Here is a 21,650-nt window from a genome sequence, read left to right as displayed (position 1 = left end):
AGCTTTGCCCATATTTTGACTGGTGGTTTCATATATTGATCTAGGGTGTGAGGTGGTCGGTAGCTGGTAGGGCCACTACCGGCTTATTGCCTGTGGGGGCTACTTCTAGAGTGGTAAGCCTGCCACCAGCCAGATGGGCAAGGACGAGCGCGTCCCCGTCCTTGGTGTGTGCAGCCAGGTAGGTGCGGGGCAGGTCCTCATTGATGGGCTCGCCCGAGTAAAGCAGGTTGTAGGTGAGGCAGGTGCCGCAGTCGCAGGTCGGTTGTGCTTGTGCTTCGGTGAGGGCTGCAATTGCGGCCTCTCGTTCAGTGGCGCTCAACTCACGGTCGCTTGGGGTGAGGGGCTTGGCCAGGCGCAATACCGCCGCAAAGAACTCTTTTTCTTGTTCCATAGCCACACTATAAAACTGAACCACATGCCTTGTCACCAGCCCCAGAATTTAATCGGGGCTCAACAAGGCATGTGGTTCTGCAAAAGATAAGCGAACGGTTAGACGTTCTTCTCAATCAGCTCCTTGACCGCCTCAACATCGTTGGGCAGGTCAATCACGTGGCGGTCGGCGTCCATAATGCCGGCAAAACGCTCAGGGATAGCTGGCTCGGCGCCGGTAGCTTCAAGGATGGTTTCAGCGAACTTGACAGGCAGGGCGGTTTCCAGGCAGATGATGGGGGTATCCACCTTCTCTGCCCAGTCGCGGGCGACCTTGACGCCGTCCGCGGTGTGGGGGTCAAGCAGCACTCCCAGGCGCTCGTTGGCATCGCGGATGGTAGCGACGCGGTCGGCATGGGTTGAGCGGCCCGAGGCAAAGCCGTAGCGCTCAGCCGCCTCTGCAAAGGCAGGGTCATCGGTCAGGGAGAAGCCGCCCTGACGTACCTTGAGGCCAAAGAGATCAGCGGTGCGCTCAGCGTCACGGCCCAGCAGGTCATAGATAAAGCGCTCAAAGTTAGACGCACGGGAGATATCCATGGAGGGGCTGGACGTCTCGTAGGTATCAGCCGAAGAACGCACCCGGTAGTCGCCGGTACGGAAGAACTCGTCGAGCACGTCGTTCTCGTTGGTGGCAACAATCAGGCGGTCGATGGGCAGGCCCATCTGGCGGGCGATATGGCCGGCGCAGATATCACCGAAGTTACCGGTAGGCACGCAGAAGGAAACCTTCTGGTCGTTGCTTTCGGTAGCGCGAATCCAGGATGAAACATAGTAGACAATCTGAGCCATCAGGCGGGCCCAGTTGATGGAGTTCACCGCACCAATGCGATTGTCAGCCTTAAAGGCGGCGTCAGCTGAGATAGCTTTGACGACGTCCTGGCAATCGTCGAAGACGCCGTCGAGGGCGACGTTGAAGATGTTTTCATCGTCCAGGCCGAACATCTGGGCCTGCTGGAAGGGGGTCATACGCCCGGCGGGGGTGAGCATAAAGACCTTAATGCCGGGGCGGCCGCGCATAGCGTATTCGGCAGATGAACCTGTATCACCCGAGGTGGCACCCACAATGTTGAGAGTTTCGCCGCGGCGGCCCAGCTCGTATTCAAAGAGCTCACCCAGCAGCTGCATGGCCATATCCTTGAAGGCGGCGGTGGGGCCCTCAGACAGGTGGCCGATCAGAATACCGGGTTCCAGTTCGGTCACCGGAACGATCTCTTCTGAGGCAAACTTGGGGTAGGAGTAGGCCCGGGTGGTCATAGCCTTGATGTCTTCAGCCGGAATATCGTCGATGAAGAGCTGCAGTACTTCTGCGGCCAGGGCTGCGTAGCCTTCCTCAGCAAGTACAGCACGCCAGCGGGTCAGAGTGGCGTCGTCGAGGGTGGGGTAGGTTTCGGGCAGGTAGAGGCCGCCATCGGGGGCAAGACCACCGAGCAGAATATCGGTGAACTTAGCTGAGGTGCGGGTGGTGTCGCGGGTTGAGATGTACTGCATGGGTATAAGCCTACCGAAACTGCCCAGCCGGTGGTGCTAGGCGCTCATACTGCGGTATGAATTTGGGGTGCGGATGCCCGCCGCCGCCTTCCCGGGGACGGGGCGGCTTTTAGACTTAGGAGGGTGGATACCCTACAGATAGAACTGGCCGCTACCCAGCGCCGGAAGAAGCTGGTCAATGCGATCGCTGTTGCCCTGGGGCAGATACTGACCCTGGTGATAACGCTTGCCTTTGGTCTTTCCATGGTGGAGGGTACCTGGGTACTGATCTACCTACTTGCTTGGCTAGTTGCTACGTCCAGTCTCTACTTCAGGTATTCCCGTCCGGTCCTGGTCTTGGTTCTGGTGGTGGTATCGCTGCTGGTTACTATTCCTGCTCAGTACCCTGCGGTGGGCTCCTGGTGGGCGGCCCCGGTGATGGTCTACCATCTGGTGCGCTATTTTTCGCGCCCAGTCCGTATTGGCACTTTTCTGGCGGCTCTCCTTGCTTCGCTCGTTGGTGGCTTTGTTTTTGCCCGCGCTTTTTTGGTCTACAACTTCACAGCTTTTGAGTTCTACGTTACCGCTCTGACCGCTGCTTTTATCTGCGCGGCCATCGTGACTATCGCCTGGTTCTTTGGCGATACTCGGCGGCTTCGCGAGAACCGCCACCGGGCCCTGATTGAGCGCAACCGCCAGCTAGAACACGAGCGCGAGCAGGAGCGGGCCCTTGCCGCCCTCGATGAGCGGGCCCGCATTGCCCGCGAAATGCACGACATCGTGGCTCATTCGCTGTCTGTCATCATTGCCCAGGCGGACGGCGCCCGCTACGCTGCCGCTGCCCAGCAGGCTGGGAGCGGGGCGGGGGCGTCCGCGCAAAATGAACCCGTGGAACTCGCCGCCCTGGGTACGATTTCCGAGGCGGCGCGGTCGTCTCTGCAACAGATGCGTACTCTGTTGGGGGTGCTACGCACCGACGAGGGCACCACCGTTGAGCCCCTCCCGGCCCTGCACAACGTCCCCCAGCTCATTGAGCAAACCCAGAAGCTGGGCATACCGGTGCGCTTTAGCACGGTATCGGGGGTTGAGGAGAAACTACCGCAGGGTGCCGACCTGACCATCTACCGTATTGTGCAAGAGGCCCTGACCAACGTGGCCAAGCACTGCCCGGGCACTTCCCTGGTGACCGTCACCATTAGCGAGGGTAAGCAGACCCTGGATATCGACATCACCAACTTGCCCCAGGCCGAGCCCACCGAGCCCCTGCCCGGTGCCCGCCGGGGGCTGTTGGGTATGCGCGAACGTGTCGATATGTACCACGGCACCCTGCACTACGGCCGCCTAGCCGACGGGTCTTTTAGGGTTTTTGCCCAGATTCCTTTCGTGCCCTAGACCCACTTGAACAAGAACCAGCCAACCGATGATAGCCAGGAGCGATAGAGTAAAACCGTGATTAGAGTTCTTCTTGTAGATGACCAGCAGCTTGTACGTTCTGGCCTGGCTATGCTGATTGGGTCGCAGGCCGATATGCAGGTGGTGGCCCAGGCCGGGGACGGCCAGCAGGCTATCGAGCTGGTCGCCGAGCTGCAGGCTGCGGGGCTGGGGCCTGATGTAGTGCTCATGGACGTGCGCATGCCGGTGCTCGATGGCATCGAAGCCACCGGCGCTATCATCGCAGCCCACTCTGAGGTCAAGGTGGTTATGCTGACCACCTTCGATATCGACGACTACGTGTACGCCGCGGTGCAACGCGGGGCCAGCGGCTTCCTGCTCAAGGACGCCCCGCCCGAGCAGCTTCTCGGGGCGATTCGGACGGTGCAGCGCGGGGATGCCGTCATCGCCCCCAGCGCCACCAAACGGCTGCTCGAACAGATGATTCCCCATCTGGCAGGTGGCGCGCCCCAGCAGCCGCCCCAAAAGCACGCCGACAAAATCGCCAGCCTGACCAACCGCGAGCGAGAGCTCTTCTTGCTCATTGCCCAGGGCCTATCGAACGGTGAGATGGCCCAGCAGCTCTTTGTTTCTGAGGCGACCGTCAAAACCCATGTCTCGCATATTCTGGCTAAGCTTGAGGCCCGCGACCGCGTGCAGGCAGTAATTATTGCCTACGAGGCAGGGCTGGTTTAACCTTCAATACTGAAAATTATTAGGTTCCGCAGGCTCACGCTCACTGTGAGTCTTCGGAACCTATTCTCATACCGGGGTATGAGGCCCACCCCTTTCGCTTCACTCCCTAGTGCGATGTGCCCCGCCCCACTGCCTTGCCATACTGGGTATATGAGCACCTCACACACTATTCCCATCGCTGTTTCTGCCCGGAATCTTTCTAAAACCTACGCGGGTGAATCCCCCGTGCACGCCCTGCGCAACATTTCTATTGATTTTGAGCGGGGCAAGTTCACGGCCATCATGGGCCCCTCTGGCTCCGGCAAGTCAACCCTGCTGCACACCCTGGCAACTCTCGATGCTCCCGACCCCGGGGAGCAGACGTCCGTACAGGTCAAGGGCGTGGAGCTGACGGGGCTTAAGGACGCCGCCTTAGCTGAGTTCCGGGCCCGTAATATCGGCTTTATTTTTCAGGCCTTCAACCTGATTCCTACGCTCACAGCGGTCCAGAATATGGAGCTACCCCTGGGGCTGGCCAAGATGGCGGTTGATACCATCTGGCGCGATGAGCTGGTACGCGCCCTGGGCCTTGAGGCCCGCCTCAAGCACCTGCCCTCCCAGCTCTCCGGTGGGCAGCAGCAGCGGGTGGCTATCGCCCGAGCCCTGCTCCCGCGCCCGGCCGTCATTTTTGCGGACGAACCCACCGGCGCCCTCGACTCGGCGACCAGTACCGAGGTGCTGGGGCTCCTACAGCAAGCCAGCCGGGAGCAGGGGCAGACCATTCTGATGGTGACCCACGATCCGCTTGCGGCCTCCTACGCTGACCGGGTGCTCTTGCTCAAGGACGGTCAGTTAGCCGGCGGACTCGAAGCCCCCACCCAGACTAGTGTGCTCTCAGCTCTCGCAAGGCTGGGTGACTAACATGGCCACGACCCTGGGCACCGTTGCCTTTTCTAACCTGGGCAAGCACCGCCTGCGCTTTGCTCTGACCTCCATCGGCATCGCGATTTCAGCCTTCTTTCTCACATCCGTTCTGCTCATCAATACCTCCTTCTATGACAAGGTGAGGCAGGCATCAGGCCAGAAGTACTCCACCGCCGATGCCGTTGTCGAAACTACCGATAGGTTCTCCGAAGGGGACATCACTAACTACCATCTCAGCCAAGAGCAAGCCGACCGGATAGCAAGCCTACCCATGGTCGAGTCGACCTGGACGCTGGTCGCTACCTACTCCGTCATTTACCTACCAGCTCAAGGTGAAAGTGAAGGTGGCACCTACAGCATCGCCCAAGCCGATATACCAACCGAGGCCTTCTTCCCCTACTCCCTGACAGAGGGCAGCCTACCGACGTCTGCCTATCAGATAGTGATTACCGACCGGGCAGCCGAAGCTCTCTCTGTAGGGGTGGGCGGAGCGGTCGTCCTCGATGATCTTTCTACCATAACCGAGCAGACCGACCTGATGGAGTCTCTTCCCCAGGCGGCCTACACCGTCACCGGTATCTACGAACGCCCCGCAGGCTACAGAGCGGGACCAGATATGGTCTTTACACCGGGTACCGGAGTAAAAACCTACATTGAACGCAGTCGGACCTATTGGGACAGTAGCGACGGCATCTACGAACAGGTTCTTCTGAAACTCAAAGACCCCGCCTCTACATCCTTAGCGGAGCTCAAGCAGGCTCTTGCCAACTCCCCATCTCTTACCGTCTCGTCAGTTGAGGAACAGATTAGAAATGACGTCGGCAAGGGAGTGGGCAGATACACCGCCCTGCTTTCTATTCTCTTCGGCTTTGGGGCTCTCTCGCTCCTCATGAGCTCCTTCATCATCGCCAGCACCTACAAGTTGCATGCGGCAGCCCGCTCCCGTGAGCTGGCCCTGCTGAGAACCCTCGGCGCTACTCGCCTAGCGGTGGTGCGCATGCTCCTGGTTGAGGCAGCAGCCCTCGGCGCACTCTCATCCCTCGCAGGTATCATCACCGCCTACCTTGCCGCTCTAGTTTTCAACGAAAGTGGCCGCATCACCTTTAACCCGCTAGCGGGTGCCCTCGCCATGCTGGTCTGCACGCTCGTTACCCTCGCCGCCGTACTCAAGCCGGTCTGGGCAACCCGAGCTATACCGCCGGTGGCGGCACTCAATGGCTACCAGGAGCTTCCGAATGCTCCCCGCGCCAGGCACACCTGGGCTTATATCGTCCTCTGCCTAGTTCTCACCCTGGCTACAGTAGTCTGCGCCCTAGCCGGGCTTCAGGAGAGCCATGCGGGTCTCATCATGCTGGCTACGGTTCTGGCCGCCCTTACCTTCGTGGTGGCAGCTCCCCTGCTCGTCGCACCGGGCATCGCCCTGCTCCGGGTCTTTGCCCGCCCCTACTCCACCGCGGCCCTGGCCCACAGCAATATCGCCCAATCACGGGCGTCCGCCTCGGTGACCGTGCGTATGGTCTTTATCTGTGCGGCCTTCGTCAGCGCAGCCCTCACCGGTTATTCCACCATGCAGCAGAGCTTCATGGCAGAACTAGACCGCAACTACCCCTACGATGTTGAAGCGGTACTTGAGGAACCAGACGTTGCCCGCCTGCAGGAGATACAACGCCAGGTTTCCCAGCTCGACGGTGTGGACGCTGCCCTTGTGGCCCTGCCCCAGGGTAGTGTGGTGACCTCGTCTGATAGCTGGTTCAGCACAACGGTCTATTCCGTAGACCCCGAAACCTTCACCCAGCTGCATGGTGAGCAGACCGGCCAGAAGCTGACAGAGCAGACGGTACTGCTGAGCCAGGCCTATGCAGATTCCTTCGGGTTTCAGGAGGGCCAGCAGCTCTACATTGAGGGAACCCGTGACGCTGTAGAACTCATCGTCAGCATCACCCCCGATACGCTGCGCGGCTTCCTCATCACCACGCAGAACGGCAACCTCATCAGCGGCACAGACCTGGTAGACCCCACCGGAGAGAACACCGAGGCAGGCCTGCTCCTAGCCGATTTTGACCCCGGTATCAGCTGGGGCGACCGCTTCTCGGTGCTCAACCCCATCGCCGAAATCACCGGCCTCGACGCTGGTGAGTTTTCGGGCGTAGTCACCGAAAAAGCCAGCGTGCAGGATAATATGCGCTCAGTTCTCTGGGCTGTTCTGGGGCTTCTATCGGCCTCACTGCTGGTCTCGCTCGTAGGACTTGCCAACACCCAGTTACTGAGCACCCAGCAGCGGCGCAGGTCCTACGCCCTACTGCGCATCAACGGCCTCTCCAGCCGTCGATTGCAGGCTGCCGTCAGCTACGAAACCCTGCTACTGGCTGTCTTCGCCCTCATCTGGGGCGCAGGAGCCGGCCTTATCACCGCCCTGCTCCTGCTCCAGGTTTTTGCTGTCAACAATTTCGCCCTGGTCTACAGCGTGCAGGCCTGGCACTACCTAGCGGTTATCGCAGGTGGCCTTGCTCTGGCCTGGGCCACGGTCTTTTTCCCGGCTAGGTCAGCCTCCCGCATACCGCCGGTTGCCGCCCTACAGGAGGTGAACTAGCAGGGCAGGGGCGGGCGTCCGCCCCTCTCTAGCTGTCAGTGGGGCTAGCAGTGGGGGTGGGTACCGTCACCGGTGAGGTGTTCTTGGGGTCGGTCTTATCAGTGGCGACCCGCTCCCCAGCTGTGGCGTGAATCGCTTCGAGCTCTTCAGAGAACTGCTCAAGACGCTGGTAGACCGCCTCATAGTAAGAGTTCTTCAGGTCGGTCATCGACGAGTCAAAGGAAATGCTCTCACGGCAGGAAATATCGGCCTGCAGCATCTTCTCCGCGCTATCGGTCCCCAGCAAACTAGAGCTATAGGCAGCCTGATCGGTGCTCAAAGCCTGACCAAACCCCGCGTCCTTCATGCAGGTAGCCCACGACTCCTGCAGAGCCAGATAATTTTCATCGGCCCGCAGGCTGGTCTCAATAGCCTGGGCGAACTCGGGAGCCAGCAGGGCAGCTTTCACGCCGTTCTCCACAGATCCATAGATGTACTCATAGCTCTGGGCCATGCAACCAGCTGAGTTGAGCTCACCGCTGGAGTACTCCATGAAAGTCACGGTAAAGGGCTCACCGCCCTCCCCCAGATAGGCGTCCAGCCCCGCCTGGTCAAAGCTAGCGGTAGCCCGGCCTTCTGCGGCAGGTAACTGACCGTAACCCGAGGCTTTCAATTCCTCGGTGGTTCGGCCTGTGTAGACCGCAGAGTCCAAGGTCAACCCAACCTCAGGCTCCTGGTAGCTACCACCGGCTTCAGCCACGCAGCGCTCCACAAAAGCCCGACGGGCAGACTCAGCCTCAGCAGGCGGGAAAATCCAGGACTGCAGAGCATCAAGATGCTCGGTCTTAGCGGTCTCAGCAGTCAGCTCATCAAAGTTCTGAGGCTGCGAAGAACACCCGGCCAACCCTAAAGCTGTGAAACAACCAAGCACAGCGAGCCCTTTTACACAGCGGTTCGTAAGTAATGACACGGCGTCCTCCCTAGATAATCAGCCTCAATTCTAACTACTATGAAGAAGCAGTATCACCACAATCATCGAATGAATCCACGACGACCTCGTCACAGAAAGCAGACTACAAACGCCATGACCTCCCTTGATCATCAAGGACTTCAGACCAGCCGCCGTGGCCTCATGCGCTTTGCCGCACTCACAGGTGTGGCCGGTGTTGCCACCACAGCAGGAACCGTAGCCATCAACGCTACCGCCCACGCAGCAGACGCAACCGCCAGCGTCTTCCCCTCAAATTTCACCTACCCCACCGTCACCGGCCCCTCCCTGGCCCTGTGGGGTAGCTCCTCCTTCGACGGAGCCCACGCAGACCAGGGAGTGCCTGCAGGCTTTGATGCAAGTCCACGAGCGCTGCTTTCTAGTTATCTCTCTGCCCCGGTTCTAGAGTTCGGGCGTGGTGGAGATACCTCGTCCCTCATCGCTGCACGAAGGGGCACTAGCCACTATCGGTGCCATCTCATCTTCCCCAACGATAAGATTCCTGCGTCTGGGCAAGTTGATGTAACCCTTGCGGGCGAATCGCTCATGAGCTGGGGCTCTTCCCTTCAGTTGCCCTGCTACGTCGGAGCGGTACCGGGTGTTTTGTCTGCTGGCGCTTCTGAAGGGCAGTACGTGTTTACTCGGGCTGTCGCGGGCGATGAAATCTATGCTCCACCTATCAATGGAGCCACTGTAGTTCAGTCCTACCAAGAGATGATTAGTCGCACCTCATATCATGTCATTCAAATTGGTCGTAATAATCTCAATCAACCCCAGCAGATTAAGGATGATACCCAGCGAGCCTATGACATGGCTCCAGAACGTACCATCGTATTAGGTCATTTCAGGGGCCAGCATGACGGTAACGACTCCACCATGGCCAAGCAGGTGAACGACTATAATGCTTGGGCTGCTCAGACCTACGGTGTACGTTTTATGAATCCGGAAACCTACCTGCGCGAGACGACCCAGGAGTCCTGGCTGCGCTACGGTGCCCTGGCGGGCTCGGGTGTCTGGTCTTCTGACGATGACCGAAAGGCCTACGACGAAGGAAAGATCCCTGCAACCCTTTATGCCGCCGATGGTTTCCATCTGAACGGCTGGGGCTACGTTGCCCTATCGCAGATGGTCTATTACAAGGTCACTGAGCTTGGCTGGTTCTAGCCTCTCGGGTGTAAGTATAAGGACGCGGCCCCCACCTTTCGCGCGAAAGGTGGGGGCCGCGTCCTTATGTTTTTACTGCTGGATACGCTGCTCGTAGCCTAGGCGTTCTTGGGTTCCTCGTAGCGGGGGAAGATGGGGGCCGGAGCGGGTAGCTCGGTTCCGGTTTCCAGAGCCCGATCAAGCGCTGCAAAGACGCGGTTCTCAGGAGCAACCGCCAGCAGGTCAAGGAGCTTGCCCATGGAGGTAGGCATGACCGGCTGGGTCAAGGTGGCGACGATGCGCAGCACCTCAGCGGTTACATACAGCACGGTGTTCATGCGCTCCAGGTCGGTCTTGCGCAGCTTCCAGGGCTCCTGGGCGGTGAAGTAGCGGTTAGCTTCACCCACAACCTGCCAGATACGCTCCAGGGCGCGATGGAAGGCCTGCTCGTCGAAGTCAGCGCGGACGGGCTCATAGAGGGCAGCTGCCATCTCAAGCATGGCGGTATCTTCTGTGGTGAAGGCGCCATGAGCCGGAACCCTACCCTCGCAGTTCTTCGCCACCATGGAGAGGGAGCGCTGGGCCAGGTTACCCAGGTCGTTGGCTAGGTCGGAGTTAATGCGGTTCTTGATACCTTCGGCTGAGTAAGAGCCGTCCTGGCCGAAGGAGACATCGCGCAGCAGGAAGAAGCGTAGCTGATCCAGGCCGAAGCTGGCGACCAGGTCGGCGGGGTCAACCACGTTGCCGATAGACTTGCTCATCTTCTCGCCGTCCACCAGCAGGAAGCCGTGGCCAAAGACCCGCTTGGGCAGGTCCAGACCGGCTGACCAGAGGAAGGCGGGCCAGTAGATGGCGTGGAAGCGGGTGATGTCCTTGCCAATCATGTGCAGGTCGGCAGGCCAGAACTTGGTGAAAAGTTCCCCCTCGGTATCGGGGTAGCCCAGGCCGGTGAGGTAGTTGGTCAGGGCGTCCACCCACACGTACATGACGTGCTTTTCATTGCCGGGTACGGGCACGCCCCAGTCGAAGGTGGTACGGGAGATAGAGAGATCAGTCAGGCCGTTCTTGATGAAGGCCGCCAGCTCGTTACGGCGGGATTCAGGGTAGACGAAGCCCCCGGTGGAGTAGAGTTCCAGCAGGCGGTCGCCATACTTGGAGAGACGGAAGAAGTAGGATTCCTCTTCGGTCCACTCAACCTCGGTGCCGGTTGCGATGGCATAGCGGACGCCGTCGCGCACCTCGGTTTCGTCCTCGGTATAGTAGGCCTCGTCGCGCACGGAGTACCAGCCTGCGTACTTATCCAGGTAAATATCGCCATTCTCTTCCATCTTTGTCCAGATGGTCTGAGAGGCGGTGTAGTGGTCGGCATCAGTGGTGCGGATGAAGCGGTCGAAATCAGCACCGACCAGCTCGGCCATAGCGCGGAAGCGGGCGGAGTTTTCGTCCGCAAGTTCCTTGGGGGTCTTACCCTGTTTTTCGGCTGTGGTCTGCATCTTCTGCCCGTGCTCATCGGTACCGGTCATGAAGCGCACCTCGAAGCCGTCGAGCTTCTTGAAGCGGGCCATGGTGTCGGCGGCAATAACCTCGTAGGCGTGCCCGATATGGGGGGCACCGTTGGGGTAAGAAATCGCAGTGGTGATGTAGTACGGGGTAGAAGTCATAGCTACCACTTTACCCGTTTGCACCAACCACTGCGAACGCTACTTCCCGCGCTGCGTACTAGTCAGCCAGGTTAATAACCGCAGCGCGGGATGCGTTGACCACGCGCTTGATGGATTCAAGCACCTCGGCTGAGAGGGCTGAGTCCAGGGCCAGGACGCAGAGGGCCTCAGCGTTCTTGTCGTTGCGGGAGACCTGCATACCGGCAATGTTGATGGAGGCGGTGCCCAGCAGGGTACCGATAGCCGCGATGACGCCGGGGCGGTCTACGTACTCCAGGAGCAGCATGTGGTCGGTGATGGGGATTTCTACGTCGAAACCATTGACGTTGGTCAGCTTCTCGATCAGCTTGGGGCCGGTGACGGTACCGGCTACAGAGACAACCTCGCCGTTGGCCAGGGCGCCGGTGAGCACGGTTTCGTTGCGGAAGTAGTCGGTTTCGGTAGTGGTGACCAGCTCGACCTCAATGCCACGCTGTTCAGCTAGCACGGGGGCGTTGACGTAGGAAACCTTGTCTGAGACGACGTCGGTGAAGACACCCTTGAGGGCTGAGAGCTTGAGGGAGGTGACGTCCTTGGTGGCAATTTCACCGGCAATCTTGACCTCGACGCGGGTGAGGGCTTCGTCGCCGCCGATGGCGGTAAGGATGCGGCCAACCTTCTCTGCCAGGGGGACGCCGGGGCGGACGTCCTTGTCGATGGCGCCGCCTGCGACGTTGACGGCGTCGGGCACCAGGTCACCCTCAAGGGCCAGACGTACAGACTTAGCAACCGAGATACCGGCCTTTTCCTGGGCTTCGAAGGTGGAGGCACCGAGGTGGGGGGTGGCAACGACATTGGGCAGCTCAACGAAGGGCACGTTCTTGGCAGGTTCCTTGACATAGACGTCAATGGCGGCACCGGCAATTTCACCTGAGCGCAGGGCTGCGTCAAGGTCTGTTTCGTCGATCAGGCCACCGCGGGCTACGTTGACCACATAGGCGGTCTTCTTCATCTTCTTGAAGCTCTCGGCGTTAATCATGCCCAGGGTTTCGGGGGTGCGGGGCATGTGGATGGTGATGACGTCAGAGCGCTCTACCAGCTCATCCAGATCAACCAGTTCTGCGCCCAGGGCTGCTGCGCGGGCTGAGGTGACGAAGGGGTCGTAGGCAATGATCTCGGTGCCGAAGGCCTTGAGGCGTTCTGCAACCAGACCACCGATTCGGCCCAGGCCGATAATGCCGATGGTCTTTTCAAAGAGCTCAACGCCTGAGAAGGCGGAGCGCTTCCACTGGCCAGCCTTCATGGAGGCGTCGGCAGCGGCGATGTTACGGGCCAGGCCCAGGATGTGGCCGACGGTGAGTTCGGCGGCAGAAATGACGTTGGAGGTGGGAGCGTTGACCACCATGACGCCTGCCTTGGTGGCTGCCTTGATATCGACATTGTCGAGGCCCACGCCTGCGCGGGCAATGACCTTGAGCTTCTTGGCGGCGGCAATGGCCTCCGCGTCGACCTGGGTGGCTGAGCGCACCAGAATGGCGTCTACATCGGCAATAGCAGGGAGGAGTTCGTCGCGGTTGGCGCCGTCGCAGGAGCGGATTTCAAAGTCGGGGCCCAGGGCTTCAACGGTGGCGGGTGAGAGTTCTTCAGCGAGCAGAACGACGGGTTTTGCAGTCACAGGTGGTTTCCTTAGATAGCGGGTGACGGTTGTGGGAAAGTGGGGTAGCTGGCGCTTCGGACCCTAAGGACGCCGCTGGTAGGGGTGCTCTGTAAAGAGCAGGAGTGCGGTGGGTGGGCTACAGTTCACCGTACGGCTGTAGCTAGACCGCTCCCCCAGTTTACTGGGGGTTGGCAAGAGCCGGCTACCTTGCCCTGGGTGGGTGAGGTAGCCGGCTCTTGAGAGTTCACTGCTGGTGCAGGTGAGAGTAGCTTGGCTTAGCGGGCAACTGAGCCGTCGACGTAGTCTGAGTCAACGGAGTTGTTCCAGGCAAAGAGCTTGCGCAGTTCGCGGCCGGTTGCTTCGATGGGGTGGGCTTCACCCTTGGCACGGAGTTCCTTGAACTCGGGGCCGCCGGCTGCCTGGTCCTCCATGAAGCGCTTGGCGAAGGTGCCGTCCTGAATGTCGGCCAGAACAGCCTTCATGTTTTCCTTGACCTCGGGAGTGATGACGCGGGGGCCTGAGACGTAGTCACCGTATTCGGCGGTATCTGAGATGGACCAGCGCTGCTTGGCGATGCCGCCCTCGATCATGAGGTCAACAATCAGCTTGAGCTCGTGCAGCACCTCGAAGTAGGCGATTTCGGGCTGGTAGCCAGCTTCGGTCAGGGTTTCGAAGCCGTACTGAATCAGCTGGGAAGCGCCACCGCAGAGTACTGCCTGCTCACCGAAGAGATCGGACTCGGCTTCTTCCTTGAAGGTGGTTTCAATGACGCCTGCACGGGTTGCCCCCATTGCCTTGGCGTAAGCCAGGGCCAGGTCGAGGGCCTTACCTGAGGCGTCCTTTTCGACGGCGACGAGGGCGGGTACGGCTCGTCCTGCCTCAAATTCGCGGCGGACGGTGTGGCCGGGGCCCTTGGGGGCAACCATGGCAACGTCGACGCCCTCGGGGGTTTCGATGTAGCCGAAGACGATATTGAAGCCGTGGGCGAAGAAGAGGGCGTCACCTTCGTTGAGGTTGGGGGCGATGTCGTTCTTGTAGACCTCTGCCTGAACCTGGTCGGGGGTGATGATCATGATGACGTCTGCTTCTGCTGCTGCTTCTGCAACGGTCAGGACGCGCAGGCCTTCTGCTTCTGCCTTGGCGCGTGACTTTGAACCTTCTGCAAGACCAACGCGGACGTCTACGCCAGAGTCACGCAGGTTGAGGGCGTGGGCGTGGCCCTGGGAGCCGTAGCCGATGATGGCGACGGAGCGTTCTGCGATGTTCGCCAGATCTGCGTCGTCGTTGTAGTAGATCTTTGCCATGGTGTTCGATCTCCTTGATCGGTTGAGGGGCAGCAACTGCTGCTAAACCTTGGTTGTGATGAACCGTTAGTCTCTAGCCTAGTAGGTTCGGCCAGTTTTGAGACGCAAGTTTCATATTTTGGAACGATATTTTTGGGCGGCTCTTCGCCTAGCCGCGCAGGGCCTTCTCGCTCATTGACCGGGGGCCGCGGGAGAGCCCGATAGTCCCGGCGCGAACAATCTCACGCACGCCGAAGGGTTCTAACACTTCGAGCAGGGCGTTGATTTTGTTGGCAGAACCGGTGGCCTCGATAATGACGGACTCGGTAGAGACGTCCACAATCTTGGCACGGAAAAGGTCGGCGGCCTGGGTGACCTGGATGCGGGCTGCCGTGTCTGCCTTGACCTTAATGAGAATGTGGTCGCGTTGGGCCGACTGTTCATCGGGCAGTTCCACGATCTTGAGCACGTGAATCAGTTTGTTGAGCTGTTTGGTAACCTGTTCAAGCAGCACGCCCTCGGCGTCGACCACCACGGTGATGCGGGAGATACCCGGAATCTCGGTGGGGCCCACGGCTAGGGAGTCAATGTTGAACATGCGGCGGGCAAAGAGGCCTGAGACTCTGGCCAGCACGCCGGGCTTATCTTCTACAAGAACCGAGAGGGTGTGGCGGCTCATAGCATCTCCTCATCTTCGCCCCAGGAGGGTGAGATATCTTTAGCAATCTGAATCTGGTCGTTCGATACGCCGGCGGGAACCATGGGCCAGACTAGGGCGTCGGGGCTGACGTTGAAGTCTACGACCACGGGGCGGTCGTTGATCGCCAGGGCCTGCTTGATAGTTTCTTCTACATCTGCATCACTCTCGCAGCGCAAGGCGGCACAGCCATAGGCTTCAGCCAGCTTGACGAAGTCAGGCACGCGCTCGGTACCTATGCCGGTCTTGAGGTGGGTGTTGGAGTAGCGGCCATCATAGAAGAGGTTCTGCCACTGGCGCACCATACCCAAGGACGAGTTGTTGATAATGGCAACCTTGATGGGGATGTTGTTCTGCACGCAGGTGGCCAGTTCCTGGTTGGTCATCTGGAAGCAGCCATCACCGTCAATAGACCACACGACTGAGTCGGGGAAGGCAACCTTGACGCCCATAGCGGCAGGGACGGAGAAGCCCATGGTACCCAGGCCAGCGGAATTGATGAAGTGGCGGGGGTTTTCGCTCTGGATAAACTGGGCTGCCCACATCTGGTGCTGACCCACACCGGTGACGTAGTAGGCGTCAGGGCCGGTGAGCTCGCTCAGCTTTTCGATGACGTACTGGGGAGAGCCTAAGCCGTCGTCAGTCTTGGTGTAGCCCAGCGGGAAGGTTTCCTTGAACCGGTTGACCAGCTTCCACCAGTCCGAAAGATCGGGTAGGTCAGAGGCAAACTCGCCTTCGAGAATCTCGTTGAGTTCAGGCAGCACATAGCGCAAATCACCCACGATGGGTACGTCGGCAATACGAATCTTTGAGATTTCTGCGGGGTCTACATCGACGTGAATAACCTTGGCGTGCGGAGCGAATTCTGAGAGAACACCGGTGACGCGGTCGTCAAAACGAGCCCCCAGGGCAATGAGCAGGTCGGATTTTTGCATGGCGGTCACTGCCGGGACAGTGCCGTGCATACCGGGCATACCCAGGTTCTGGGGATCAGAGTCGGGGTAGGCACCGCGGGCGGTGAGGGTGGTGACCACAGGCGCGCCAATGGTCTTCGCCAGCTTAAGCAGTTCATCTGAGGCCTCTGCGCGCACGATGCCGCCCCCCACGTAGAGCACGGGGCGCTGGGACTCGGTAATGAGCTTAGCCGCTTCGCGAATCTGCTTGGAGTGGCCGCGGGTTACAGGGTTGTAGCCGCGGGGGTCGGTGTTAGCGGGCGGCCAGGAGAAGTCCATCATTCCCTGCTGGGCGTCCTTGGTGATATCAACAAGGACAGGGCCGGGGCGGCCGGTTGCGGCAATTTTGAAGGCGGTGGCGATGCAGCGGGGTATCTCCTGGGCATCGCGCACCATAAAGGAGTGCTTGGCGATGGGCATGGTCATGCCTACGATGTCGGCTTCCTGGAAAGCATCGGTGCCGATGACCTTTGAGGAGACCTGGCCGGTGATACAGACAAGGGGCACAGAGTCCATGTTGGCGTCCGCAATGGCGGTGAGCAGGTTGGTGGCACCGGGGCCCGAGGTGGCAATAGCTACGCCGACCTTACCGCTGGCGATAGCATAGCCTTCTGCGGCGTGCCCTGCCCCCTGCTCGTGGCGCACCAGAATATGGTTGAGCTTTTCAGAGTCAAAGAGGGGGTCGTAAGTTGGCAGAATCGCGCCGCCGGGCAGGCCGAAGATATCGGTAACACCCAGTTCTTCGAGGGAGCGGACGATGGCTTGAGAGCCGGTCATGCGCTCTACCTGTGAGGTTTCTAAACTGCTACGGTTGCCCAGGTTTTTAGCTAGATCTGCAGGGTTGATGGGAGTTCCCGCTGTCATTGGTGATCCTCGCGATGGTCTGAAGATGATCTTGTGTGTGAGCGGTGGATGCGCCCGTTGGGTGTAGGTAGTGCCGGGTTGCGGATAAACCTAGAAAAAAACCCTCCGCCTGGTTGAGCGAAGGGTGCGCACGCCGTAAGACATATCAAAGACTTATGCTGCGCACTCGTTCACGAGTCGCACCACAAGAATAATCTGTGACTGCTGGCGTGTTGTCATACCCCTTATTCTTGGTGCTCAAGGGCACATCGGTCAAACCGGTCTTAGAATATGACACAGCTAGTTCACCCCTCAAGACACTGGTGGGGAAGAGCTAAAGCGGTCTAGCCTGGTCAAAGGATACAAAGCTGCACATCGTCATTTAAAGACTTTTAGGCAATCAGTAGCACTTTTCTGGCTAATACTTCAGTTATAGCACGTAGACTGATGGTATGACTGAACCCCAGCTCACCAGTAGTGAAATTGCCAAGGCCCTGCACACTGTCTTTGATAGTCAGATTATTAACTATGGGGCCTACAATCTGGTTTTTGCTACAGGTTCATCTATCTACCGCAATCCCGATTTGGCATCTCATCAGGAAGAAAATCAGAGCCACTTCCTCATCGGCTACAGGGACACCCCGCGAGAGGCAGTCATCGCCCCACTCTCCTTGCCCGAAGTTCGCGGCACCGGAACCCCCACTTCTATCGACAACACAAATGCTGCCCGCACCTTTAGCCTTTCAGAGTTTTCCTTTGGGCTAGAATCCACGAACGGCACCTCCTTTTCTCTCACCTTTGAGCCCCATATGACCGTCCAGACAACAGAAGGTAGTGGCGTGCTCGACCAGGCACTTGATATTGAAGATTTTAAGCGCGTCATCATTGAGGCCTGGGAGCTCTAGCCCTCCCCTAGGGTGAAGCCCGTAAACAAAAGACTGGGCATGGCCTAAAGACTAGACACAGATAAACCAAGCTGAACAAAAAAAGAAGCCCGACCGGTTAGCCGGTCGGGCTTCTTAGACTGTGCGCCCCCTGGGACTCGAACCCAGAACCCATTGATTAAGAGTCAATTGCTCTGCCAATTGAGCTAGAGGCGCATATTTACTTGTCAGACCGAGAACCTGTCTCAGCAACGGGTTCAACTATACGCACCTTTTTTGAGGCATGCAAGCCGAAAAGGGCATTTGTGAGCACCTCCACACAAGCTCCACACATACACCCCAAGCAGTCGCTTTTAGATACGAAAAAGCCCGACCGGCTAGGCAGTCGGGCCTCTCACACTGTGCGCCCCCTGGGACTCGAACCCAGAACCCATTGATTAAGAGTCAATTGCTCTGCCAATTGAGCTAGAGGCGCATATTTACTTGTCAGACCGAGAACCTGTCTCAGCAACGGATTCAACTATACGCACCTTTTATGAGGCATGCAAACCGAAAAGGGCATTTGTGAGCACCCTCACAAAAAGGGCGGATATGCAGCACATACAGAAGGCCTCCCGCCCTATCGACAGGAGGCCCAGAAGCACTATTTACGGTACTCAGCAATCATCTCTGGCGTAATAACATCCATAACAGCGGTATTGACGCGGTCAACGACAGGCTCCGTGACATTAGCCTCAGGTACCTCGGCTTCTGCCGACGGAGCCTCTGCTAAAGATTTAGTAATTGCCCCAATCTGGGCAGTGTGCTCACCTGCAACATCGTCGAGAACCTCGCCACCACCGTGGTGTTCATTGAGGCTTTCAATAATGTGAATGAGCATCTCGCGGAATTCCGGGTTTGAGAGCTCGCCGGCAGACCCGAGCTTGCGGTCAATGTTCTCTGCTTCGGCCAGCACGCGCCGCCCCTCTTCAGTAATGCCTAGTAGGTAGCTGCGGCGGTCAATAGTGTTACGGGTGCGGAAAACGTGCCCGTGCGCTTCGAGTCGAGCAAGGGTCTTACCCATGGTCTGGGCCTGCACACCCACAAGGGAGGCAACTTTCACCTGTGAAATCATGCCTTCGCGGGCAATAACGCCAAGAGCTGTTACGCCAGCATGAGTAAGCCCAAGCGACTTCAGCTGATCGTTCCAGCTGTATTCCAGCATGCGCGCTGCAGTTGAGAGGAGTCGATTAATCGACCAATTACGAATTTCTGGCATAGCACCATTATAAGCATACTCACCACTTATATGCCTAGACATGCTAGGTGCTTGACATAACCAACGGTACACTGAGCAATTGTTGAGCAACCCTGTTTTTCCGCTAAAAATCAAGGCTCCTTGCCCCTGATAAGCTGGAAGCAAGGCCGCAGCCCGGTAGGCTGCACCCCTATTCTGTTCACCATGTGAAAGGACGCCCGTGGAACGACTTACTCCGGGAACCCCCGCACCCCAGTTCACCCTGCCCGCTGCAGGAGGTGACACCGTCTCCCTGGCCGATTATGCAGGGCAGAAGGTCATCGTCTATTTCTACCCCAAGGCATCTACCCCCGGCTGCACCGCCCAGGCCTGCGACTTTAGAGACAACCTGGCCTCGCTCATCTCGCAAGGCTACGCCGTCCTGGGTATCTCACCCGACAGCGTCAAGGCCCTCGATACTTTCACCGAAAACCAGGAGCTCACCTTCCCCCTGCTCTCCGATGAAGACCACGCTGTTGCGGAAGCATACGGGGCCTGGGGTGAAAAGAAAAACTACGGCAAGACCTATGTGGGTCTGATCCGCTCCACCCTCGTCATCGATGAAAAGGGCATCGTAGAGGTCGCCCAATACAACGTCCGCGCTAAGGGCCATGTTGCCAAGCTCCGCCGAGATCTAGGTATCGACTCCTAGGGGCGGCCGCATTTAGCAAAACCTCCCAAGGTGTTGTAGCATAGATACTGTTGTGCTGACAGCACCGCATGCGCGAGTGGTGAAATTGGCAGACACGCAGGATTTAGGTTCCTGTGCCTTACGGCGTGAGGGTTCAAGTCCCTCCTCGCGCACACTGACGAAACACCCGTTCAGCCCGGTTTATCCACGGTTGGACGGGTTTTTTGATAACCAGAACCTGGCGGCCACAGCCTAGGCCAACGAGCCTCAGAACGAAGGGGATTCTCTCATGGCAGCACCAGCCTTTACCCGTCGCGCCCTGCTTCACTACGGTTCCCTACTGACCGCCGGCCTAGCCCTTTCCGCCTGTTCAACCTCCACCGGGGCCGACCCCGCGGCGTCCGCCTCCGCCACCGAGAGCGCAGGCCCCACCTTCCGTTTTGCCCAGGGCGCCCAGGTACTCACCCTTGACCCGGCAGCGACCTATCGGATAGAAAGCCACCGCATCAGCACCCAGATTCTAGAACCCCTGGTGCGGGCCGACGTCAACACCGGCGAGCCTGCCCCCTCTCTTGCCAAGAGTTGGGAGATCAGCGAGGACGGCCTCACCTACACCTTCACCCTGGTTGAGAACGCTACCTTTAGCGACGGCAGCCAGCTGACAGCCAGTAGCGTCCTTGCCAACATCGAGCGCTGGTCTCGTCTGGGGCAGGCTCCTCTGACCCGAATGACCCAGCCCTTCCACCAGCTCTTTGGAACTGCCCAGGCAGCCGATGGCAGCCAGCTAGACTCCCTGGTCAGCAGCTGGTCAGCCCCCAGCGATACAAGCATTACCATTGTGCTTGCCCGCCCCTCCCGCAGTTTCCTCATGGCCCTCACCCAGCCGGCCTACGGGCTGGTCTTGCCCAGCAGCATCGGGACGGACGGCTACCTCACCGGATTCCCCATAGGCACCGGTGCCTTTACGCTGAGCTCCTGGGACAGCAGCACTGCCGTCCTCACCCGCAACAGCTCCTACCGGGGGCAGGCCCCCGACCTTGGCACCATCGAATTCCTGACCATCCCCGATGCCGAAAAGCGCTACTACAACCTGCTCGAAGGCAGCATCGATGCCTACGACCAGGTAGCACTCAAAGACTACGTCCCCCTGGCTCTGGACGGGTACGCGGTGCAGTCCCGCGACCCCTACGCGATTGCTTATATAGGTATCAATCTCTCCCACCCGGCCTTCGACGACACCCGGGTGCGCCAGGCCCTAGCCCGCGCCATCGACAGAGCCGCTATCGTCGAGGCATACTACCCCCAGGGCACCAATACCGCCCCCGACTTCATCCCCGCCCTCTTCCAGATGAAGAAAGAGGACATGGCGCAGGTCTACACCTATAACCTTACCCGCGCCCAGGAACTCCTGCGCGCCAGCACCTACGCCAACCAGGCTATTGATTTCTACTACCCGGTAAACCTCTCTCTACCCTCTCTCCCCTCTCCCGAAGGTATCTACTCGCTGATTTCGGCAAACCTGGTTGAGGCAGGCCTCAACATCGTGCCCAAGCCCTACCGCTGGTCGGACGCCGGTACCGAGGACGTGCCCACCGCTCACCCCGACTATGGGCTAGAACTGACCGGCCTTATCGGGGCCTTCCGCGACCCCACCGCCTTTCTGGGGCATGTGCTCACCCCGGCGGCGTCCGCCCCCACCACCATCAGCGAACCCAGCCCGAGCGCAAGCTCCAGTGCCATCCCTTCCTCCACCTCCACGGCAGCAGTCAGCGAACCGACCAAGGCTACTGCCAGCTACGCCAGTATCCTCCAAGCTATCAACGAAGCTGACACCTACACCGATATCACAGACTGGCGCAATGCCTACAAGGAGATTAACGACCAGGTAGCCAATCTGCTCTCAGCAATCCCCCTGGCCTACCCGGTCTCGGGAGTCACCCAGGGGCAGCGGGTGCGCACCTACACGGTAAGTGCTACCTGCATCGATGATCTCTCAACCGTGCACATCGACGACTAGCCCACCGCGGGCGCCCGCAAAAGTGCGTCAAAGAACCGTGCGTGTTAGGTACGTCGCCCTATCTGTACTACGCTAAAGAAGAGAACGGGGCCGGTGGGCCCCACCCCAGCCGGTGTCCAGCGTCGGGCACCACAGTCTTAGAG

At 59.1% G+C, this 21,650-nt stretch carries 17 protein-coding genes and 3 tRNA genes; 9 read left to right on the top strand and 11 right to left on the bottom strand.

The window, feature by feature from the left end; genetic code table 11:
- Nucleotides 1-40: 40 nt before the first annotated feature.
- Together QM007_RS04355 and thrC are read right to left on the bottom strand one after the other, a co-directional pair.
- A complete protein-coding gene (locus tag QM007_RS04355) occupies nucleotides 41-391 on the bottom strand; it encodes a hypothetical protein (RefSeq protein ID WP_283490718.1) in 351 nt (116 codons plus the stop codon).
- A gap of 98 nt (nucleotides 392-489) precedes the next feature.
- Entirely contained in the window at nucleotides 490-1,917 is a 1,428-nt protein-coding gene (thrC, locus tag QM007_RS04350; RefSeq protein ID WP_283490717.1) for a threonine synthase, read from the bottom strand.
- 123 nt (nucleotides 1,918-2,040) lie between these two features.
- On the opposite strand from thrC, the gene QM007_RS04345 reads away from it, so the two are divergent.
- From QM007_RS04345 to QM007_RS04330, 4 genes are all read left to right on the top strand, one after another.
- Nucleotides 2,041-3,288, top strand: a complete 1,248-nt coding sequence (locus tag QM007_RS04345) for a sensor histidine kinase (RefSeq protein ID WP_283490716.1) — start codon at nucleotides 2,041-2,043, stop codon at nucleotides 3,286-3,288.
- A 57-nt stretch (nucleotides 3,289-3,345) separates the two neighbouring features.
- Entirely contained in the window at nucleotides 3,346-4,023 is a 678-nt protein-coding gene (locus QM007_RS04340) for a response regulator (RefSeq protein ID WP_283490715.1), read from the top strand.
- 150 nt (nucleotides 4,024-4,173) lie between these two features.
- Nucleotides 4,174-4,923: an ABC transporter ATP-binding protein gene (locus QM007_RS04335; RefSeq protein ID WP_283490714.1), complete on the top strand. Its 750-nt coding sequence runs from the start codon at nucleotides 4,174-4,176 to the stop codon at nucleotides 4,921-4,923.
- Between the two features lies 1 nt (nucleotide 4,924).
- A complete protein-coding gene (locus QM007_RS04330) occupies nucleotides 4,925-7,516 on the top strand; it encodes an ABC transporter permease (protein WP_283490713.1) in 2,592 nt (863 codons plus the stop codon).
- A 28-nt stretch (nucleotides 7,517-7,544) separates the two neighbouring features.
- On the opposite strand, the gene QM007_RS04325 is transcribed toward QM007_RS04330, so the two are convergent.
- Entirely contained in the window at nucleotides 7,545-8,426 is an 882-nt protein-coding gene (locus tag QM007_RS04325; RefSeq protein WP_283490712.1) for a hypothetical protein, read from the bottom strand.
- A gap of 153 nt (nucleotides 8,427-8,579) precedes the next feature.
- On the opposite strand from QM007_RS04325, the gene QM007_RS04320 reads away from it, so the two are divergent.
- Nucleotides 8,580-9,647: a hypothetical protein gene (locus QM007_RS04320; RefSeq protein ID WP_283490711.1), complete on the top strand. Its 1,068-nt coding sequence runs from the start codon at nucleotides 8,580-8,582 to the stop codon at nucleotides 9,645-9,647.
- A gap of 98 nt (nucleotides 9,648-9,745) precedes the next feature.
- Here the strand turns inward: QM007_RS04320 and metG are convergent, their stop codons facing one another.
- The 5 genes from metG to QM007_RS04295 form a co-directional block, all read right to left on the bottom strand.
- Nucleotides 9,746-11,287 (bottom strand): methionine--tRNA ligase, encoded by a 1,542-nt coding sequence (gene metG, locus QM007_RS04315; protein ID WP_283490710.1) that lies wholly within the window; start codon nucleotides 11,285-11,287, stop codon nucleotides 9,746-9,748.
- Between the two features lie 58 nt (nucleotides 11,288-11,345).
- A complete protein-coding gene (serA, locus tag QM007_RS04310) occupies nucleotides 11,346-12,941 on the bottom strand; it encodes a phosphoglycerate dehydrogenase (protein ID WP_283490709.1) in 1,596 nt (531 codons plus the stop codon).
- 257 nt (nucleotides 12,942-13,198) lie between these two features.
- Nucleotides 13,199-14,227 (bottom strand): ketol-acid reductoisomerase, encoded by a 1,029-nt coding sequence (ilvC, locus tag QM007_RS04305; RefSeq protein WP_283490708.1) that lies wholly within the window; start codon nucleotides 14,225-14,227, stop codon nucleotides 13,199-13,201.
- 148 nt (nucleotides 14,228-14,375) lie between these two features.
- On the bottom strand, nucleotides 14,376-14,885 hold the full coding sequence (gene ilvN / locus QM007_RS04300; RefSeq protein ID WP_283490707.1) for an acetolactate synthase small subunit: 510 nt from the start codon (nucleotides 14,883-14,885) through the stop codon (nucleotides 14,376-14,378).
- Entirely contained in the window at nucleotides 14,882-16,633 is a 1,752-nt protein-coding gene (locus QM007_RS04295; RefSeq protein ID WP_502949094.1) for an acetolactate synthase large subunit, read from the bottom strand. Before QM007_RS04295 ends, ilvN begins: the two co-directional genes overlap by 4 nt.
- Nucleotides 16,634-17,151: 518 nt before the next feature.
- Between QM007_RS04295 and QM007_RS04290 the strand changes: the two genes are divergently transcribed.
- A complete protein-coding gene (locus tag QM007_RS04290; protein ID WP_283490705.1) occupies nucleotides 17,152-17,604 on the top strand; it encodes a hypothetical protein in 453 nt (150 codons plus the stop codon).
- A 122-nt stretch (nucleotides 17,605-17,726) separates the two neighbouring features.
- On the opposite strand, the gene QM007_RS04285 is transcribed toward QM007_RS04290, so the two are convergent.
- From QM007_RS04285 to QM007_RS04275, 3 genes are all read right to left on the bottom strand, one after another.
- Nucleotides 17,727-17,799 (bottom strand) — tRNA-Lys (locus tag QM007_RS04285).
- A 186-nt stretch (nucleotides 17,800-17,985) separates the two neighbouring features.
- Nucleotides 17,986-18,058 (bottom strand) — tRNA-Lys (locus QM007_RS04280).
- Nucleotides 18,059-18,226: 168 nt separating this feature from the next.
- Nucleotides 18,227-18,841: a MarR family winged helix-turn-helix transcriptional regulator gene (locus tag QM007_RS04275; protein WP_283490704.1), complete on the bottom strand. Its 615-nt coding sequence runs from the start codon at nucleotides 18,839-18,841 to the stop codon at nucleotides 18,227-18,229.
- A gap of 199 nt (nucleotides 18,842-19,040) precedes the next feature.
- Here QM007_RS04275 and bcp point away from each other — a divergent pair, with 199 nt between their 5' ends.
- From bcp to QM007_RS04260, 3 genes are all read left to right on the top strand, one after another.
- Entirely contained in the window at nucleotides 19,041-19,511 is a 471-nt protein-coding gene (gene bcp, locus QM007_RS04270) for a thioredoxin-dependent thiol peroxidase (protein ID WP_283490703.1), read from the top strand.
- 70 nt (nucleotides 19,512-19,581) lie between these two features.
- Nucleotides 19,582-19,663 (top strand) — tRNA-Leu (locus tag QM007_RS04265).
- A 116-nt stretch (nucleotides 19,664-19,779) separates the two neighbouring features.
- Complete coding sequence (locus QM007_RS04260; protein WP_283490702.1) at nucleotides 19,780-21,507, top strand: ABC transporter substrate-binding protein; 1,728 nt, start codon at nucleotides 19,780-19,782, stop codon at nucleotides 21,505-21,507.
- The last annotated feature ends 143 nt before the right edge of the window (nucleotides 21,508-21,650 follow it).

The organism is Rothia sp. SD9660Na (genome assembly GCF_030064065.1).
GTDB lineage: Bacteria > Actinomycetota > Actinomycetes > Actinomycetales > Micrococcaceae > Rothia.
The sequence above is the reverse complement of the archived record's forward strand: the minus strand, read 5'-3'. Positions and strand labels throughout refer to the sequence as shown.

Bases quoted from the DNA above. Each gene is read 5' to 3' on its own strand.
- QM007_RS04355 (WP_283490718.1), bottom strand. From the start codon at position 391: ATGGAACAAGAAAAAGAGTTCTTTGCGGCGGTATTGCGCCTGGCCAAG.
- thrC (WP_283490717.1), bottom strand. From the start codon at position 1,917: ATGCAGTACATCTCAACCCGCGACACCACCCGCACCTCAGCTAAGTTC.
- QM007_RS04335 (WP_283490714.1), top strand. From the start codon at position 4,174: ATGAGCACCTCACACACTATTCCCATCGCTGTTTCTGCCCGGAATCTT.
- QM007_RS04330 (WP_283490713.1), top strand. From the start codon at position 4,925: ATGGCCACGACCCTGGGCACCGTTGCCTTTTCTAACCTGGGCAAGCAC.
- QM007_RS04320 (WP_283490711.1), top strand. From the start codon at position 8,580: ATGACCTCCCTTGATCATCAAGGACTTCAGACCAGCCGCCGTGGCCTC.
- metG (WP_283490710.1), bottom strand. From the start codon at position 11,287: ATGACTTCTACCCCGTACTACATCACCACTGCGATTTCTTACCCCAAC.
- ilvC (WP_283490708.1), bottom strand. From the start codon at position 14,227: ATGGCAAAGATCTACTACAACGACGACGCAGATCTGGCGAACATCGCA.
- ilvN (WP_283490707.1), bottom strand. From the start codon at position 14,885: ATGAGCCGCCACACCCTCTCGGTTCTTGTAGAAGATAAGCCCGGCGTG.
- QM007_RS04295 (WP_502949094.1), bottom strand. From the start codon at position 16,633: ATGACCGGCTCTCAAGCCATCGTCCGCTCCCTCGAAGAACTGGGTGTT.
- QM007_RS04290 (WP_283490705.1), top strand. From the start codon at position 17,152: ATGACTGAACCCCAGCTCACCAGTAGTGAAATTGCCAAGGCCCTGCAC.
- QM007_RS04275 (WP_283490704.1), bottom strand. From the start codon at position 18,841: ATGCCAGAAATTCGTAATTGGTCGATTAATCGACTCCTCTCAACTGCA.
- QM007_RS04260 (WP_283490702.1), top strand. From the start codon at position 19,780: ATGGCAGCACCAGCCTTTACCCGTCGCGCCCTGCTTCACTACGGTTCC.